The organism is Paenibacillus sp. 22594 (genome assembly GCF_052044425.1).
GTDB lineage: Bacteria > Bacillota > Bacilli > Paenibacillales > Paenibacillaceae > Paenibacillus_AQ.
In genome coordinates, this window is record NZ_JBQENA010000007.1 from 386,520 (window position 1) to 402,842 (window position 16,323).

16 protein-coding genes and 1 tRNA gene are annotated in these 16,323 nt (G+C 49.5%); 2 read left to right on the top strand and 15 right to left on the bottom strand.

Annotation, left to right across the window (positions count from 1 at the left end; all coding sequences use genetic code 11):
- Positions 1 to 13: 13 nt before the first annotated feature.
- The 5 genes from gpmI to ACTJKB_RS22725 form a co-directional block, all read right to left on the bottom strand.
- Complete coding sequence (gpmI, locus tag ACTJKB_RS22705; protein ID WP_074103414.1) at positions 14 to 1,558, bottom strand: 2,3-bisphosphoglycerate-independent phosphoglycerate mutase; 1,545 nt, start codon at positions 1,556 to 1,558, stop codon at positions 14 to 16.
- 2 nt (positions 1,559 to 1,560) lie between these two features.
- Positions 1,561 to 2,316, bottom strand: a complete 756-nt coding sequence (gene tpiA, locus ACTJKB_RS22710; protein ID WP_440836629.1) for a triose-phosphate isomerase — start codon at positions 2,314 to 2,316, stop codon at positions 1,561 to 1,563.
- Between the two features lie 33 nt (positions 2,317 to 2,349).
- Positions 2,350 to 3,531, bottom strand: coding sequence for a phosphoglycerate kinase (locus ACTJKB_RS22715; RefSeq protein WP_440836630.1), 1,182 nt, complete (start codon positions 3,529 to 3,531; stop codon positions 2,350 to 2,352).
- A gap of 112 nt (positions 3,532 to 3,643) precedes the next feature.
- A complete protein-coding gene (gene gap, locus ACTJKB_RS22720) occupies positions 3,644 to 4,654 on the bottom strand; it encodes a type I glyceraldehyde-3-phosphate dehydrogenase (protein WP_074088731.1) in 1,011 nt (336 codons plus the stop codon).
- A 116-nt stretch (positions 4,655 to 4,770) separates the two neighbouring features.
- Entirely contained in the window at positions 4,771 to 5,823 is a 1,053-nt protein-coding gene (locus ACTJKB_RS22725) for a sugar-binding transcriptional regulator (RefSeq protein ID WP_440836631.1), read from the bottom strand.
- Positions 5,824 to 6,154: 331 nt separating this feature from the next.
- Between ACTJKB_RS22725 and ACTJKB_RS22730 the strand changes: the two genes are divergently transcribed.
- Positions 6,155 to 6,229: transfer RNA gene (locus ACTJKB_RS22730), tRNA-Arg, on the top strand.
- Positions 6,230 to 6,423: 194 nt separating this feature from the next.
- The gene (gene clpP / locus ACTJKB_RS22735; RefSeq protein ID WP_074088729.1) at positions 6,424 to 7,020 is read left to right on the top strand and encodes an ATP-dependent Clp endopeptidase proteolytic subunit ClpP; all 597 of its coding nucleotides are present in this window, start codon (positions 6,424 to 6,426) and stop codon (positions 7,018 to 7,020) included.
- A 78-nt stretch (positions 7,021 to 7,098) separates the two neighbouring features.
- Here clpP and ACTJKB_RS22740 read toward each other — a convergent pair whose 3' ends face one another.
- From ACTJKB_RS22740 to ACTJKB_RS22785, 10 genes are all read right to left on the bottom strand, one after another.
- Positions 7,099 to 7,737, bottom strand: a complete 639-nt coding sequence (locus tag ACTJKB_RS22740) for a GDSL-type esterase/lipase family protein (protein WP_440836632.1) — start codon at positions 7,735 to 7,737, stop codon at positions 7,099 to 7,101.
- Positions 7,738 to 7,868: 131 nt separating this feature from the next.
- Positions 7,869 to 8,969 carry a PdaC/SigV domain-containing protein gene (locus tag ACTJKB_RS22745; protein WP_440836634.1) on the bottom strand — a complete coding sequence of 367 codons (1,101 nt, stop codon included), beginning with the start codon at positions 8,967 to 8,969 and terminating at the stop codon, positions 7,869 to 7,871.
- 286 nt (positions 8,970 to 9,255) lie between these two features.
- Positions 9,256 to 10,014 carry an SIMPL domain-containing protein gene (locus ACTJKB_RS22750; RefSeq protein ID WP_440836635.1) on the bottom strand — a complete coding sequence of 253 codons (759 nt, stop codon included), beginning with the start codon at positions 10,012 to 10,014 and terminating at the stop codon, positions 9,256 to 9,258.
- Between the two features lie 226 nt (positions 10,015 to 10,240).
- Positions 10,241 to 10,510: an HPr family phosphocarrier protein gene (locus ACTJKB_RS22755; RefSeq protein ID WP_019914358.1), complete on the bottom strand. Its 270-nt coding sequence runs from the start codon at positions 10,508 to 10,510 to the stop codon at positions 10,241 to 10,243.
- A 97-nt stretch (positions 10,511 to 10,607) separates the two neighbouring features.
- Entirely contained in the window at positions 10,608 to 11,537 is a 930-nt protein-coding gene (gene whiA / locus ACTJKB_RS22760) for a DNA-binding protein WhiA (protein WP_440836673.1), read from the bottom strand.
- A gap of 35 nt (positions 11,538 to 11,572) precedes the next feature.
- Positions 11,573 to 12,508: a gluconeogenesis factor YvcK family protein gene (locus tag ACTJKB_RS22765; RefSeq protein ID WP_167374670.1), complete on the bottom strand. Its 936-nt coding sequence runs from the start codon at positions 12,506 to 12,508 to the stop codon at positions 11,573 to 11,575.
- Positions 12,509 to 12,564: 56 nt separating this feature from the next.
- Positions 12,565 to 13,464, bottom strand: coding sequence for an RNase adapter RapZ (gene rapZ / locus ACTJKB_RS22770; protein ID WP_074110591.1), 900 nt, complete (start codon positions 13,462 to 13,464; stop codon positions 12,565 to 12,567).
- Positions 13,465 to 13,510: 46 nt separating this feature from the next.
- Positions 13,511 to 14,461, bottom strand: coding sequence for an ROK family glucokinase (locus tag ACTJKB_RS22775; RefSeq protein ID WP_440836636.1), 951 nt, complete (start codon positions 14,459 to 14,461; stop codon positions 13,511 to 13,513).
- A 203-nt stretch (positions 14,462 to 14,664) separates the two neighbouring features.
- On the bottom strand, positions 14,665 to 15,936 hold the full coding sequence (locus ACTJKB_RS22780) for a DUF438 domain-containing protein (protein WP_440836637.1): 1,272 nt from the start codon (positions 15,934 to 15,936) through the stop codon (positions 14,665 to 14,667).
- Positions 15,937 to 15,978: 42 nt separating this feature from the next.
- Positions 15,979 to 16,206 carry a DUF1858 domain-containing protein gene (locus ACTJKB_RS22785; RefSeq protein ID WP_440836638.1) on the bottom strand — a complete coding sequence of 76 codons (228 nt, stop codon included), beginning with the start codon at positions 16,204 to 16,206 and terminating at the stop codon, positions 15,979 to 15,981.
- Positions 16,207 to 16,323 lie beyond the last annotated feature (117 nt).

The following is a 16,323-nucleotide window of genomic DNA, read 5'->3' on the forward strand; positions in this document are numbered from 1 at the left end:
TGCAAGGTACTGCCTATTTACGGCTGGCAATCATGGACTGTCCGGTCATTTCCGCAGGTTGCGGAAGTCCCATCAGGTCAAGAATAGTCGGTGCCACATCTGCGAGAATACCGGATTCGCGCAGTACAACATTTTCGGTGGTTACAATGAAAGGAACCGGGTTGGTGGTATGTGCCGTGAACGGACGACCATTCTCGTCAAACACCATATCCGCATTACCGTGGTCGGCAATGATGATAGCAACGCCGCCTTTGGCTACGACTGCATCCACAACCTTACCCACACATTCATCCGTTACTTCTACTGCCTTGATGGTTGGTTCCAGCATGCCGGAGTGTCCTACCATGTCAGGGTTCGCAAAGTTCAGGATAATGGCATCTTGTCTGTCCGCTTCGATCTCCGCTACGCAGGCCGCCGCCACTTCGTATGCGCTCATCTCAGGCTGAAGATCATAGGTTGCCACTTTTGGCGAGTTGATCAGGATACGGGTTTCGCCAGGAAGCTCTTCATCGCGTCCACCGCTAAAGAAGAAGGTTACGTGCGGATACTTCTCGGTTTCCGCGATACGCAGTTGCTTCTTGTTCTGCTGTACAAGCACTTCACCCAGCGTATTGTCCAAGTTCTTAGGCGAATACGCCACATAGCCTTGAACCGTTTCGCTAAATGTAGTCAAACATACAAAATGCAGGTTCTGCGGGAACAATGGACCCCGGTCGAAACCGCGGAAATCCGAATTCGTAAATACCTGGGACAACTGAATGGCACGGTCCGGGCGGAAGTTGAGGAACACGACGGAATCGCCGCTCTCAACAGTCGCTGTCGGTTTGCCTTCGCTGTCTACAATTACGCTAGGCTCAACAAATTCATCATACACAGAGTTCTGGTAAGATCCAGTGATCGCCTGCAGGGCATCGGTATATTTCGGGCCTTCGCCATAAACCATAGCGCGGTAAGCCTTCTCTACACGTTCCCAGCGTTTGTCACGGTCCATCGCGAAGTACCGTCCGGATACCGTAGCAATCTTGCCTACCCCTACTTCCTCAATCTTGGCGATCAGCTCCTGAACGAACTTCTGTCCACTATCAGGAGGAACATCGCGGCCATCCATGAAAGCATGGATATACACTTCGTGCATATCTTCTTTCTTGGCCAGATCAAGCATTGCAAACAGGTGTTTGATATGGCTGTGCACCCCTCCGTCGGATACAAGCGCATACAGGTGAAGCTTCTTGCCGGTTGACTTAGCGCTTCTTACAGCAGCAACCAGTGTTTCGTTCTCAAAGAATTCCCCATCTCGGATCGATTTATCGATACGGGTCAGGTCCTGGTATACGATCCGGCCGGCACCGATGTTAAGGTGACCCACTTCGGAGTTCCCCATCTGTCCTTCCGGCAGGCCCACAGCTTCACCGCAAGCGGTAAGCGTAGTGTTCGGATACTGTTTCAGGTAACGGTCATAGTTAGGCTTGTTGGCTTGGGCAACTGCGTTGCCTTCAGTCGTATTACGCAGACCGAAACCATCCATGATGATCAAAGCAACGGGTTTTGGTGCTGACATCCTTACTTCGCCCCCTCAACTAATGAAACGAACGAAGCAGGCTGCAGGCTGGCACCGCCGACGAGCGCGCCGTCGATGTCGCTTTGACTCATGTACTCCGTAACATTCTCAGGCTTCACACTACCGCCGTATTGGATACGCACAACTTCAGCAGTCGCTTCATCGTACAGGTCTTTTACAAGCGTACGGATGTAGGCGATAACTTCATTAGCATCCTGGGAAGTAGACGATTTACCTGTTCCGATAGCCCAGATTGGCTCATAGGCAACAACTACACTTGCAGCCTGCTCCGCGCTAAGGCCGGCAAATGCGCCTTCGGTCTGGACTTTGCAAACGTCTTTTGTCTGATTAGCTTCGCGCTCTTCGAGCTTTTCGCCTACACAAACAATTGGAGTGATGCCGTGGCGGAATGCCGCATGCATCTTCTTGTTCACGATTTCATCCGTTTCACCAAAGTATGCACGACGCTCAGAGTGGCCGATGATCACGTAGTCTACGCCAAGGTCTTTCAGCATTACGCCGCTGATTTCGCCTGTATAGGCTCCGTTGTCTTCAAAGTGCAGGTTCTGTGCGCCAATCTTGATGCTAGTACCTTTGGCTGCTGCAACCAGTGCCGGCAGGTTCGTGAATGGTGCGCAGATTACGGTTTCTACGCCTTCCACTTCTGCTTGGCCTTTGACTTCAGCGAAAAAGCCTTCCGCTTCGGAAACTGTTTTGAACATCTTCCAGTTGCCGGCGATAATAGGTGTTCTGCTCATAGTAATGGATTGCCTCCTTCTACCTTCTACGTCTTACTTGTCGTTCAGTGCTTCTACACCAGGAAGAGCCTTGCCTTCCATGAACTCGAGTGATGCGCCGCCGCCAGTGGAGATGTGGTCCATCTGGTCAGCCAGGTGGAATTTCTCTGCAGCTGCTGCGGAATCACCGCCGCCGATGATAGTATAACCTTCGGTTGTTGCGCAAGCCTGAGCTACAGCCTTGGTTCCTTCAGCAAAGATGTCGATTTCGAACACGCCCATAGGTCCGTTCCATACAACCAGCTTGGAGTTCTTGATCACATCAGCATAGAGTTCGCGAGTCTTAGGACCGATGTCCAGACCCATCCAGCCTGCTGGGATTTCATTGATATCTACTACCTTGGTATTCGCGTCTGCGCCGAACTTGTCAGCTACAACAACGTCTACCGGAAGCAGGAAGTTCTTGCCAAGTTTTTTAGCCTTTTCGATAAATCCGAGCGAAGCTTCGAGCTTCTCGTTATCTACCAGGGATTCACCGATTTCGAAGCCTTGAGCTTTGGTGAAGGTGTAAGAAAGGCCGCCGCCGATCAATACGTTGTCAGCCAGAGTCAGCAGGTTGTCGATAACGTCGATTTTGTCTTTAACTTTAGATCCGCCGATGATGGCAGTGAAAGGACGTTCAGGGTTCGAAAGGGCTTTGCCCAGAACGGACAATTCTTTTTCCATCAAAAGACCGGATACAGCCGGCAGGAAGTGAGCGATACCTTCAGTGGAAGCATGTGCACGGTGAGCCGCGCCGAATGCGTCGTTGACGAACAGATCAGCCAGTTCTGCGAACTGCTTAGCCAATTCAGGATCGTTCTTTTCTTCACCTTTATAGAAACGTACGTTTTCAAGCACAAGCACGTCGCCTTCGTTCAGTTCAGCGATTTGCGCTTTTACTGCTTCGCCAACCGCTTCATCAGCCTTGGCTACCGGTTTGCCGAGAAGCTCGGACAGACGGACAGCAGCGGATGTCAAACGCATGGAATCGACGAATTCACCTTTAGGACGGCCCATATGGCTGGCCAGAATGACCTTTGCACCGTTCTCGATCAGGTATTTAATTGTTGGAAGGGTTTCGCGGATACGGGTATCATCAGTGATTTTACCGTCTTCCACTGGCACGTTGAAATCCACACGCACGAATACGCGTTTGCCTTTTACTTCTACATCACGGACACTTTTTTTGTTCATGATTAACATTTCCTCCACACCCAAAATTGGTTCGTTCACGAATCCATTTAGAAAGAGCGGAAACAAGGAAAGTCTGTTTCCGCTCTATAGTTACGCTTATATGAAATCGATATTATTGAGCCAGTTTAGCGAATTTCTCCAAAGTACGAACGAGTTGTGCAGTGTAGGACATTTCATTGTCATACCAAGCAACAGTTTTAACCAGTTGTTTGTCGCCAACAGTCAGGACCTTAGTCTGTGTAGCATCGAACAGGGAACCGAAAGTCATACCCTTGATGTCGGAAGATACGATTTCATCTTCAGTGTAGCCGTAAGTTTCTGGATCGGAAGCTGCTTTCATTGCTGCGTTGATTTCTTCAACAGTTACACTCTTATCCAGAACAGTAACCAGCTCAGTCAGGGAACCAGTCGCTACAGGCACACGTTGTGCTGCACCGTCAAGTTTGCCTTTCAGTGCTGGGATTACCAGACCGATAGCTTTTGCAGCACCGGTAGTGTTAGGAATGATGTTCTCAGCAGCAGCGCGGGCACGTCTGAAGTCGCCTTTTGCGTGTGGAGCATCAAGAGTATTCTGGTCACCTGTGTAAGCGTGGATAGTAGTCATCAGGCCTTCAACGATTCCGAACTTGTCGTTCAGGACTTTTGCCATTGGAGCAAGGCAGTTCGTTGTGCAAGAAGCGCCGGAGATTACTGTTTCGGAACCGTCAAGGATGTCATCGTTAACGTTGTAAACAACAGTTTTCATGTCGCCTGTAGCTGGAGCGGAGATAACTACTTTCTTAGCTCCACCTTTAAGGTGCTTTTCAGCAGCTTCTTTAGTTGTGAAGAAACCTGTGCATTCCAGAACGATATCAACGCCAAGCTCTCCCCAAGGAAGTTCTTCAGGGTTGCGGTTAGCAAGAACCTTAACATCTTTGCCGTTAACTTTGAAGAAGCCGTCATGCACTTCAACGTCCCCTTGGAATTTACCTTGAGTTGTATCATATTTAAGCAAATGAGCAAGCATCTTAGCGTCAGTCAAGTCATTGATTGCTACCACTTCGATACCTTCTACATTTTGAATACGGCGGAATGCAAGGCGTCCAATACGTCCAAAACCGTTAATACCAACTTTTACACTCATTGAATAGTTCCTCCTAGATTTCGTTTTATTTATTCAAGACAGGCCGTGAGGCTCGTCAAGACAACAATGTTAAGTATAATGCATAAGTCCTTTGCTTGCTCTCCATATTCTGGAAGCTATAGGACTGCCTGGATCTGATTGTCAATTTCTTTGCCAATTTCGACAGCAGCCGCCTCATCTGTAACGAGTATATCCTCCTGCCCGAACCGCAGCATCGCATGGATGGCTTTGGCCTTGCGTTTGCCTCCGGCGATCCCGACAACCACATCCGTGCGGATAATATCCTCAAGGCGGAGCCCCATAGTCAGCATGGTATGAACAACCTGACCTTCTTCATTGAAATAATAGCCGAACGATTCGGCAACCGCCCCTTCTTCCTGAATCTCCGAGACTGTAGTCTCATCCAGCTTGCGGCGGCGGGTCATTTCAATGGCATCCCCAATACCATGCACAATAATTCGTGATCTGCGGATAATTTGCACGATCTCTCCAATATTTGCATCAAGCGCCAGTGACTGGTAAGCATCTTCACTAAGTAAATCAGGCACATGCAGTAGGCGGTAATTCGCTCCTATCCGTTTGGCCATCTTTGAAGCAATGGTGTTGGCCTGGATCTCCATGCTCTCACCCAATCCCCCGCGCGCCGGGACAACCCAAGCGTTCTTATAGGAAAGGGATAACGGAGGTGTGAGCTGATCAGCCATTTCAGCAAGCGTTGAACCCCCCGTAACGGCAATGGTATCATCCGACCGCAGTACACCAAGCAATGCCTTGGCGCCCGCGCGTCCCAGCTCACGCTTCGTGAACGGCGACGTTTCGCAATCACCAGGTACAACAATAACTTTGTTCAGACCATACGTTGTACGAATTTTCTCTTCCAGATCATCCAGGCCAAACAGGCTCTTGGCGATTGGCTCCAGCAGGTCAAGCAGTCTGCGCCCCGCATCGCTTACGCGCATGCCTACGCTCTCGATCTCAATGAGCCCTTGCGATTTCAGAAGATCCGTCTCGGCGCGCAGCACCCGCTCTGTCATATCCAGCGATGCGGCAAGCGTTCTGCGCCCAATAATATCGGACAGCATGATCTGATGTAGAATCGTGTAACGTCTCTTAAGGGTTTCCATGAGATCAGGCAGAAGCTGCTTTTGGATTTCTAATAAATTACGCATGCTTTCACTCCTGCAACTTCGTCTTCCTCTTATTCCCTTGTCCATGGTCTTAAAACGTCCCGGGTTAACTTTTTAAGTCCCACCCATATTCTACCCAAATATTACGCGGAGTGCAAGTCTTCCGAGACTATAATTCTCAACCTCTTTTCATCTTATACATCTGCCGCGTCATGGAAAGTGCTGAAAGTCCTGTGACTCCCGGATAAAAGCCTTGTAAATGAATTTCCCCGAACGCTGGAGGCCGATTATTAGAAGAAGACAAAGATATTTTTACAGCAGTGTGATTAAGCCGTTGCATTTGAACCCTAAATAGATTATAATAATTTTTGTTGCGCCCGTGGTCCAATGGATATGACGTAGGCCTCCGAAGCCTGAGATCCAAGTTCGATTCTTGGCGGGCGCGCCATTAATTTCACTTTTGTACATAATTTAGCAGTCATCACCTATAGTATTTAACCAAAGAGCCGCTTGTTGGCTCTTTTTTTATTAACTAAGTTTGACTTTCTTTGACTTTTTGTTTGAATTTGTTTATCATGTGGTTAATACGGTAACAGTAAAAAATGAACACATTCGAAGAACCAATTCAAGGAGGTTTTCCACGTGAGTTATATTCCTATGGTAGTAGAACAGAGCAACCGCGGTGAGCGCGCTTATGACATCTATTCCCGCCTGCTGAAGGACCGCATCATTTTCCTCGGAACGGAGGTTAATGACGTGGTAGCCAATTCCATCATCGCACAAATGCTCTTCCTGGCTGCCGAAGATCCGGATAAGGATATTCACCTGTATGTGAACAGCCCTGGCGGTTCCATCACAGCCGGAATGGCTATATTTGATACAATGCAATACATTAAGCCGGATGTTTCCACCATTTGTGTGGGCATGGCCGCTTCCATGGGGGCGTTCCTGCTGAACGCCGGTGCCAAGGGCAAGCGCTTCGCGCTGCCAAACAGTGAAATCATGATCCACCAGCCGCTGGGTGGTGCTCAAGGACAGGCTACAGACATCGAAATTCGTGCCCGCCGTATCCTTAAGCTCCGCGACAAGCTGAACCGTATCCTATCTGAACGCACTGGCCAACCGCTGGAGCGCATCGAGAAGGATACCGACCGCGACTACTTCATGACCGCTGCTGAAGCAGCTGAATATGGTATTGTCGATAAGGTTATTGAGAAGACGCTGCCTGCAGGCGTATAATTCACAGCACATGCAAAAGGGCTGCCTGGACCATTATGGTCTAGAGCAGCCCTTTTTTGTATATATAGCAGCAGTTTGTCATCCCAACCGGCTGTAACCCAAAGCGTCTAGCTTCCCGGCGATTACACGGTACCCTCTGCCGTTAGGATGCACATGATCCAGTGACAGCAGTCCACGCTCATTACCTGCGAACTCATGATAGATGGAGGCAAACCCGCATACATTGCTGCTGTAACCCGCAACATAGCCGTTGAACTGGCGTACCCAGTTCGTAGCCTCCGTTAACTGAGGATAAGGATTATAGAGTCCTACCATCCGGATAATATAGGGCCGGCGGCTGCCGTTCTTCAACTGCCAGAGTGAACCCATAATCTCACTGAAGTTTCTTTTGCATTCACGAAGCGCCCGTTCCAGCGCTGGAGACAGGTAGCCTGGACGAAATGACACAGCTTTGGCTGCCTTGATCAGATCGTTTCCTCCAATGGACAAAGTAACGATATCTGCATCCCTGACAGCTTGGCGGAACATGGGGTCACTGCTTAAACGTTGCTCCAATGCAGCCGTAGTCAGACCATTGATACCAAGGTTGACCGCTCTGATTGGTTCGCGGAGCCTTCCCTCTGCCATTCTGCGGTAAACGGGTACGAAGCCATTGCCCGGCAGCGCTCCGAATCCGGTCGTCAAGGAGTCACCAATGGCCGTGTACAGATAACTCATTTCCTTCCCTCCCCGCTTGATAAGCTGGTTTCTCCTTTAGCTTATGAACGGGGGAGGCGTCAGGCAACGGAAAGGTGTCCATACACGGCATTAGCGGAGCGGGCTAATCTCTGTTTTATGAAAGAATGCACTTATTTCATTCCGGCGAACGGGCTGCTTCCATCCGGCAGAAGCTCCTTGAAGGTGAACTCATACTCAGGGAACCCTGAAGCATAAGCGGTGTATTCATAGAGTTGGAAGAATACTACCAATTTCCCGTCTTTCACATAAAAGTTCTTCTCTGTATTCAGGCCGGTGAATCCGCCCTGGTAGCCGCCTTCTGCCTTGATTAGCTTGGATAACTTGGCATTAAGCTCTTTTTTATAGTTCGGGTTGGCCTTCAACAAATCCCCGATTAGGAGGCGCTTGCCGTCCTTCAGAGAGAACGTGAACGCATCACGGTAAGTCATGCCGTGAGCACCGCCAAGATAGCTGTACTGGGTCGTGATTAGACTGAGTATGCCGTCCTGGTTATAAGTGATTACATAGCCCCCGTCGAACTCATACGGCTGGTCGTCCGAGGATTTATTTGCAATTTCCTTCTCCGCTTCGGCTGCAAATTTGATGAGTGTCTGCTTAATTGTGTCGTTGATCGTTTGTTGGGCCTTGGCATTCGCCAGACCGCTAATCTGAGGATAATCCACCTTGATCGGTGCGTCCTTACGTTCCTTGACAATGCTCTCTGTCTTAATGGTGATCGCATTTTGCGGTTTGCTGACGACATTCAATTGGCCTGTAGCCCCATTATAATCCCCTTTATACCCCAGAAAGTCGTTCAGCAGATCAAGCGGAACAAACAGCCGATTGTTGATGTTTTGACCTTGATAATTATTTAAATAAAAATTATTCACCCGGACTGAAATTTCGTAATCGGTGAGAGACAGATTAACCTTTGTTGTTCCTTTACCGATTGTATAGGCCTTTTCTGCCTTATCATAGGTCAGGGACATACCCAGTGAATCGCGTAAAAAGGTCAACGGCACCCACACTTTCCCTTCATGGACCACACCAGTCTGAGGTGTGATCTTCCCGTTTACCTTCAGCACCACTAGCGAATGTTCCGCATTTGCCTGAACCGCAGCTGAAGCAGCCTGACTGGTCCCTGCGGGCAAAAGCCCTCCGCTTAGCAGAATCCCTGCCGCCATAATGCCTGCACCCCATGCTTTTGCTTGTTTCTTCTTGATGTTCTTCATATGATTATCCCCTTCCGCTAGTACGATGATAGATTTGATGAAAATTCCAAAATACCGGAGAGCAGCCTCCTTGCCGCCCTCGTTTCCACTCTTCCCATTATAAAGACATCAGGAGTATCGGTTGTTACAAAGCCCTTTACAATTTCTTAAGCTTCGCCGATCATTTCAGCGCTGCTTATTACATTTCTTTAAACAAAATGAGAGATCTCACAACCATTCCCCGCAAAAAAAGAGGCACTACTCCCTGCTGTAACCAGCAGAAGAAGCGCCTCTTAAGGATAACGGACTATTTCAGCTCATACATTACGCTAAGCTGCGTTGAAACCTTCACTTCTCCCGGTTCAACGGAAGTGCCTCCGGCTGTATCTGCCACTGCTTTGGACATTGTCGCATTTTCCATGTAGATTACTGGGTTGTTGCCGTCATCATTCTGAGTGACTGTAATGACCTGGCCCAGGCTGCGTTTGGCTGCTTTGGCAATAGCTCCAGCTTTTACATCTGCATTGGTCATGGCTTTTTCAATCACCTGCGCTTCAAAGGCTGACGGATCTTCAATGGCAAATTGGGCATTGCCAATATTGTTCGCTCCTGCAGTAGAAGCAGCATCCAGCAGCGCCCCAACCTTGGTCAGATCACGATAGGTTACCTTCAACGTATGCTGGGCAATGTAGCCTTTAATCTGCTGACCATCTTTTTCAGAATAGCTGTAATTCGGTTGTACGCTGAATTGGGTGCTCTGAACGTCTTTATCTGCAATGCCCCAAGTCGTCTTCAGTAGCGCGGTGATCTTGGCGATTTTGGCTCCATTGGTTTTCTGTGCCTCTTCCGCCGTTGCTGCCGAAGTGTTCACCCCGATGGACAGATAGACAACGTCCGGTTTGATGGAAAGTTCTCCTTTGCCAATCACATTGACGATGTTTCTCTGGGCCTCCTCTGCGGCGTAAGCCTTTTCAGGACCTTGGAACACTCCGCTCAAAGCCATACCCCCTATCATCAAACTCCCTGCCAGCATTACCGCTCCGAGCTTTTTGCTCCATGCATTCATGTTTGCCATCCCCTTTCGTTATTTGTAATTGTTGTTGGTACTCTCTAGACGGCGCGGCTTGGCAAAAGTTGCATATCAACCCATTAGGTAAGAAAAAAAGTTAAACAAGACCACCGGAGTACATAGTCGTAGCCTTGTCCTTTCTTCTTCATATCTATACGCAGACATTAAAAAAAGCCCCGGAGGGCTTTTTGTCATACCATTTAAAAGTAAGGCCTTGCAACAATTACTGGTTCTCAAGCTCTTCTTTGCTGACAAGACTTGTCAAAGCGGTTACAGCTTGGTCCGCATCGGCGCCATCCGCGCTGATATAAATCTCCGTGCCGGAACTGATCGCCAGGCTCATAATACCCATGATGCTTTTAGCGTTCACTTTTTTATCGTCTTTTTCCACGAAAATCTCCGACGAGAATTTGTTAGCTTCCTGCACGAACAATGCTGCCGGCCGAGCGTGAAGCCCCGTCTTCAACCGTACAACTACCGGGTGCTTTGTCATGAAACGCTTACCCCCTATTTGAGATCTGCCCAAAAATTTCACATTAATTTTATAATATTATATCATTATAACCGCAACCGCACTAGAAAAAAAATAATCAACTGCCCCGAACCTTATCAGCCAGCTCGTCAATTTTGCGCAAACGGTGATTTACTCCCGATTTACTGACTGTGCCTTTCAGCATTTCGCCAACTTCCTTAAGGTTGATATCCGGGTGTGCCAGTCTGATCTCGGCTACTTCGCGCAGCTTATCCGGTAGGCTTTCCAGCCCCACCTCACGCTGCAGCAGCTTGATATTCTCGATCTGCCGCACCGCTGCGCTTATGGTTTTGTTCAGGTTGGCCGTTTCACAGTTAACGATCCGGTTCACGGAATTGCGCATGTCACGCATAATCCGTACATCCTCGAACTTGAACAGTGCTTGATGTGCGCCGATCAGACTCAGAAACTCGATGATTTTCTCGCCTTCCTTGATGTACAGGATGAAGCCCTTTTTGCGCTCAATACAGCGGGCATTCAGGTGGAATTCACCTGCCAGATCCACCAGCGCCTTGCAGTGCTCCTCGTACATCGAAGCAATCTCCAGATGATAGGAAGATCCTTCTGGGTTATTAACCGATCCTCCCGCCATAAACGCCCCTCTTAGGTATGCGCGTTTGCAGCAGTTTTTGCCGACAATCTCCTGGTCGATTCCATCAGTGAAGATAAAGCCTTCGGAGACGATCCGCAGATCCTTGAGAATTTCCTGAACGCGGTTTGGAATCCGCACGATGTAAACGTTATTCTTCTTCAAACGCATTTTTTTACGCACGAGCAGCTCGATATGGACTTGGTAATATTTCTTAAGTAAAGAATATACCCGCCTTGCAATCGCGGCGTTCTCCGTCGAAATGTCGAGCACTACCTTTTTGCTTGAAAGCTGCACCGAACCGTTCATCCGGATCAGCGCGGACATCTCTGCTTTCTCACAGCAAGGCTGGCTCTCCACCATCGTCAGCTCTTTTTTGGTAAGGGCCGCAAAAGACAAGGGGCTCACCTCTTTCATGTTCCTACAAAATAGACTTATCTGGAAATCCAGTCTTTCACAAGCTGGTAAATATGATGACTAAGCTTATCTGTATCATGCCTCAGATAGGTCTTGAATAATACCAGCTTGTCGGCAATCACTTTGTAGCCGTTACCATCCACTACATCAAGGTCAAGCTGTACGGGCCGGGCACCCTTTTCTGCATACTTTAACTGTACCTGCTCGGGAATCTCGCCATCGTTCACGATCACGTAATCGAACAAATGAAGTCCTACGTGGTCATAGACGGCCTGAAGGTGGTCACTAACCGTGTAGTTGTCTGTTTCCCCGGGTTGGGTCATCACGTTACAGACAAAAATTTTGATCGCATCCGAGGCCACAACAGCCTCCGCCAGCTTAGGCACCAGCAAATTCGGCAGGATACTCGTGTACAGACTGCCTGGACCGCACAGGATGGCGTCGGCATTGCGGATAGCCTCCAGTGCCTCCGGGAGCGGCTCTACATCTGCCGGCTCCAGGGAGACCCGTTTGATGACTCCCCTGGCCTCAGGGATTTTGGACTCACCTGTGATCATAGAGCCATCGGCCATCTCGGCGTGCAGCACTACGGCTTCGCCAGCAGCAGGCAGCACGCGTCCGCGCACGGCGAATAACCGGCTAAGCTCCCGGACCGCAGTTACAAAATCACCGGAAATGTCCGTAAGCGCCGCCAGAATCAAATTCCCGAGGCTATGCCCGGCCAAGCCTTCTCCGCTGCTGAAGCGGTATTTCATGATCTGGGCCATGAGTGGTTCTACATCAGCCATTGCTGTCAGTACATTGCGGATATCGCCAGGGGGTGGCATTTGCAGTTCACTGCGCAGTATGCCAGAGCTTCCCCCGTCATCCGCAACCGTAACGATCGCTGTAATATCAAGCGGCTTTTCCTTCAAACCGCGAAGCATAACAGACAATCCCGTACCTCCACCCATAACGACGATACGTGGACGTTGTCCTTGTTCTTCAGCCACTATTGACCCCTTCTCTCTTAATGCCGGTCACGCTCGGAGTCCCGGTGGCTGACGGCTACCGACTCCGTCTCGCTAACCCCCAGCATCTTGCCCAGGTATTCGGATATTGCCACAGAGCGGTGTTTGCCACCCGTACAGCCAATGCCGATAATAATCTGGGATTTGCCTTCTTTCCGGTATTGCGGAATCAGGAAATGAAGCATATCCAGCAGTTTGGTCAGAAACGTCTGTGTCTCCGGCCATTTCATGACATAATCGTAAACCTCGCTATCCTGACCGGTCTTTGGCCGCAAATGATCCACATAATGAGGATTCGGCAAAAAACGAACATCAAACACAAGGTCTGCGTCAATCGGAATTCCGTATTTGAAGCCAAACGAAGTAATATTAACAGAAAGAGTGCTTTTGCCCAGATGGGAAAAACGCGATACAATCTTCTCCTTCAACTGGACAGGCTTCATGCTGCTGGTGTCAAAACATAAGGTTGCTGAATTCTTCAGCTCCTCCAGCATCTGACGTTCCAAGCGGATGCCATCCAGCGGCATGCCTTGGGGTGCCAGCGGATGATGCCGCCGACTCTCCTTGTAGCGCTGTACCAGTACGGAATCCGTTGCATCCAGGAAGAGAATTTCAAAACCGATCGTAGATTCATCTTTGATATAGGACAGTGATTCCGACAAAGCTGTGAAGAATTCTCTCCCGCGCAAATCGATAACAAGCGCTACTTTGGCGATTTTTCCTTTGGACTGCTCTATCAGCTCAGCGAATTTGGGAATCAGCACCGGCGGCAAATTATCCACACAGAAAAACCCGAGATCTTCCAGGCTCTGTACGGCAATTGTCTTGCCTGCACCTGACATGCCCGTAATAATGATCAGGGTGGCACCACCGGGCGGTGATTGTTCCAGTTCGGTCATCAAAGCGCCCCCTCCCTATACATAGTATATGAATAATTCCATCTGCTTAAGAACGCAGCAAAAGACCTGCAGCGCCAATAATACCCGCATCATTTCCAAGCTCGGCAGGCACGATGGTCACTCCGGTCTGCAGTGGGGCCGGGGCCAGCTTCGCGAACACGCGGCGAACCTCTTCAAACAGAATATCTCCGGCTTTGGAGACACCGCCCCCAACGATGAATACCTCTGGATTAAGCACCGCTGCGACAGCAGCCATGGATTTACCCAGATAGAACGCAGCACGGTTCACAATTCGCAGAGCGACTTCATCTCCGGCCTTGGCTGCATCAAATACTTCTTTGGCGGCAATTTTCTCCACCATGGACAGGGAAGTGCGGTCGCCGCGGCTAACCGCATCGTTTGCCATGCGAATAATACCCGTTGCAGAGGAGACGGTCTCCAAACAACCCATATTACCGCAGCCGCATTGGATAGCTTCCAGATCAGGCACTACGGAAATATGACCAAGCTCGCCCGCAAGGCCGGCAAAACCTTGATACACCTTGCCATTAATAATGATACCGCCGCCGACACCCGTGCCCAGCGTGTAGCAGACACAATTCTCCACACCACGTCCCGCTCCGCTCCATGCCTCACCCAGCGCAGCCACATTGGCATCATTGTCTATTTTGACAGGCTTGTTCAAACGACCCTCCAGAATGGAGCGGATCGGCACATCTCTAAAACCTATGTTAGGCGCAAGGATGATGATTCCTTCACGAATATTCGTAAACCCGGCCAGGCCCGCTCCTACACCGGCAAGCTGATCCCAAGAGTACGGGGATTCCTCCACAATCTGACGCACATACTTTTCGATATTATCGATGACGGCATCGACGCCATCCGCAGTCCCCGTAGGTCCCTCAAAAGTATGCAGCAGGTTCCCCTCGGCATTGCAGATTCCAACCTTAATCGTGGTTCCACCTAAATCCACGCCAACGTAGATACTTTCAGACATGTAACAAGCCACCTTTTTCTATGCTAAAATAGTTAATCCTACGTACCCACTATAATAGAAGGTACCCCTGCGGTCAAGGAAAGGCGACACACCCGGCCATATGAGGGGTCTGGTATAAAAATAGCCTCTTGCCAATGCGGCAAGGGGCGGATGGATCAGCTTAAACGTAAGGTGATGGCCGGTGGGCATTTGATTCTAGACGGCTACTCCGACAAAATCCGTTTCTGTCCCTCCAGTGCGCGGATCGGGGCGATGTTCTGGGTAAATTCAAGGGTGCCCATGTAGTTGCCCGCTTCGTCACGTACTGCGAAATAACGGATGTAGATAAATTTATCCTTTATGGCAATCCAGAAATCCTCCGCGTCTTTGCGGCCCGCCTTGAAATCCTCCAGCAGCTTCTCAACGACATGCACACTTTGCGGCGGGTGACAGTTCTGCACCGTGCGTCCAATGACAGCCTTAGTCCGGGCGAAGATCCGCTCTTTTCCATGCGAGAAGTAACGGACCACATCATTTTCATCAATAAATGTCAGGTCGACAGGCAAATGATTCAGCACTGTTTCCAGCTGATGCAGCGACAGCAGGCCTGTCTCGAAGCGGATAAAGCCTTGCGGCGATAATCCTCCTTCTCCCTCTCCTTCTTCCGCTTGCACGGCTGCTCCCTCCGGTTCTGCGGCACGCTCAGGAATCCATTCCTGCTCCGGTGCAGTTAGACAGAAGCCAATTTCGTCGCTTTCGCGGGCGATTTTGACCCATTCATCTTCAGTCAGCTTATCGAGCGCCATCGGCAGCAGAATATTTTCTTCCTTAAAGATCATTTCATTTACTTCCTGGATAATGTTCGTCAGAAGAGCTCCAAGCTCCGCAGCTTCCCCGTTGTACGCACTGAGCGCCGCTTTTGCCTGTTTAATCATGCCGCGAATACCATCATCCACTCCCCACATTACCTTGGTTGGTCCATAAATGCCGTATTTCTCAAGGTAAGGGAATAGTAGATTTTCTTTGCGGCTGTAGTGCTTGTCGAGATCCAGCAGCAGGCTCAGATCCTCCAGCAGTTTGAAAATCATCTCTTCGCTGTCATTCCTTTGGAATTTATCGGCATGCAGCTGCAAGCGGAAGTTCACCAGCCGTTCAATCTCACGGTTCTCCAGCTTAAAGGTGTGGACAGGATGTCCCGGCTGCTCCTCTGGCTTGTTAGAACGGTGAATTTCCTGGATTGAGCCTTTAAAAATGGCCGTATGCACAGAGCATAGGCGCTGTACCTCCGTTACAGGAATCCCCTCCTCCGTCATCAGGGAATGCTCCATCGCGGAAATTTCTGCTACCGTAACATCACCTACCGCTTCTGCAAAACGCGCTTTGACTTCCTCTACACTTTTTCCGGCATGCAATTCCTTAATAATCTCCTTAAGCATAGCTTGGCGGCGTGTCTGCTCAGGAATATCCATTTCACGGTTGTTAATCAGTTCGCTCATCGTTCTCTCCCCTTCTCTATTCCACTTGTTAATCTCAGCGATCTATTCAATAATCTCGAAGCCATGGCTCTGAAAAGCCAGCCGGACGATTTCGCGATCCATTTTCTTCATTGTGATTCCTTTAGACAAGGTCATGAACCGGCCCGCCGTCTGCAGCATGCCAGGCTTCGTAATATCGCGGAAACCCAGCTCAACCATAATGTCTACGGCCTCCGGATAACGACTGACCAGCTCGAATATGGACTCATCCATGTTAAGGTGTTTGCTCATTGCACTCTCCTCCTGCAGCTTAGCTTCATGCCAATTGATAACCTTTCTCAACAACAGCTTAGCATAGGGTACAGGGCCGAAGAGTGATTGCAGTCACTAAATTATAAACTTATATAC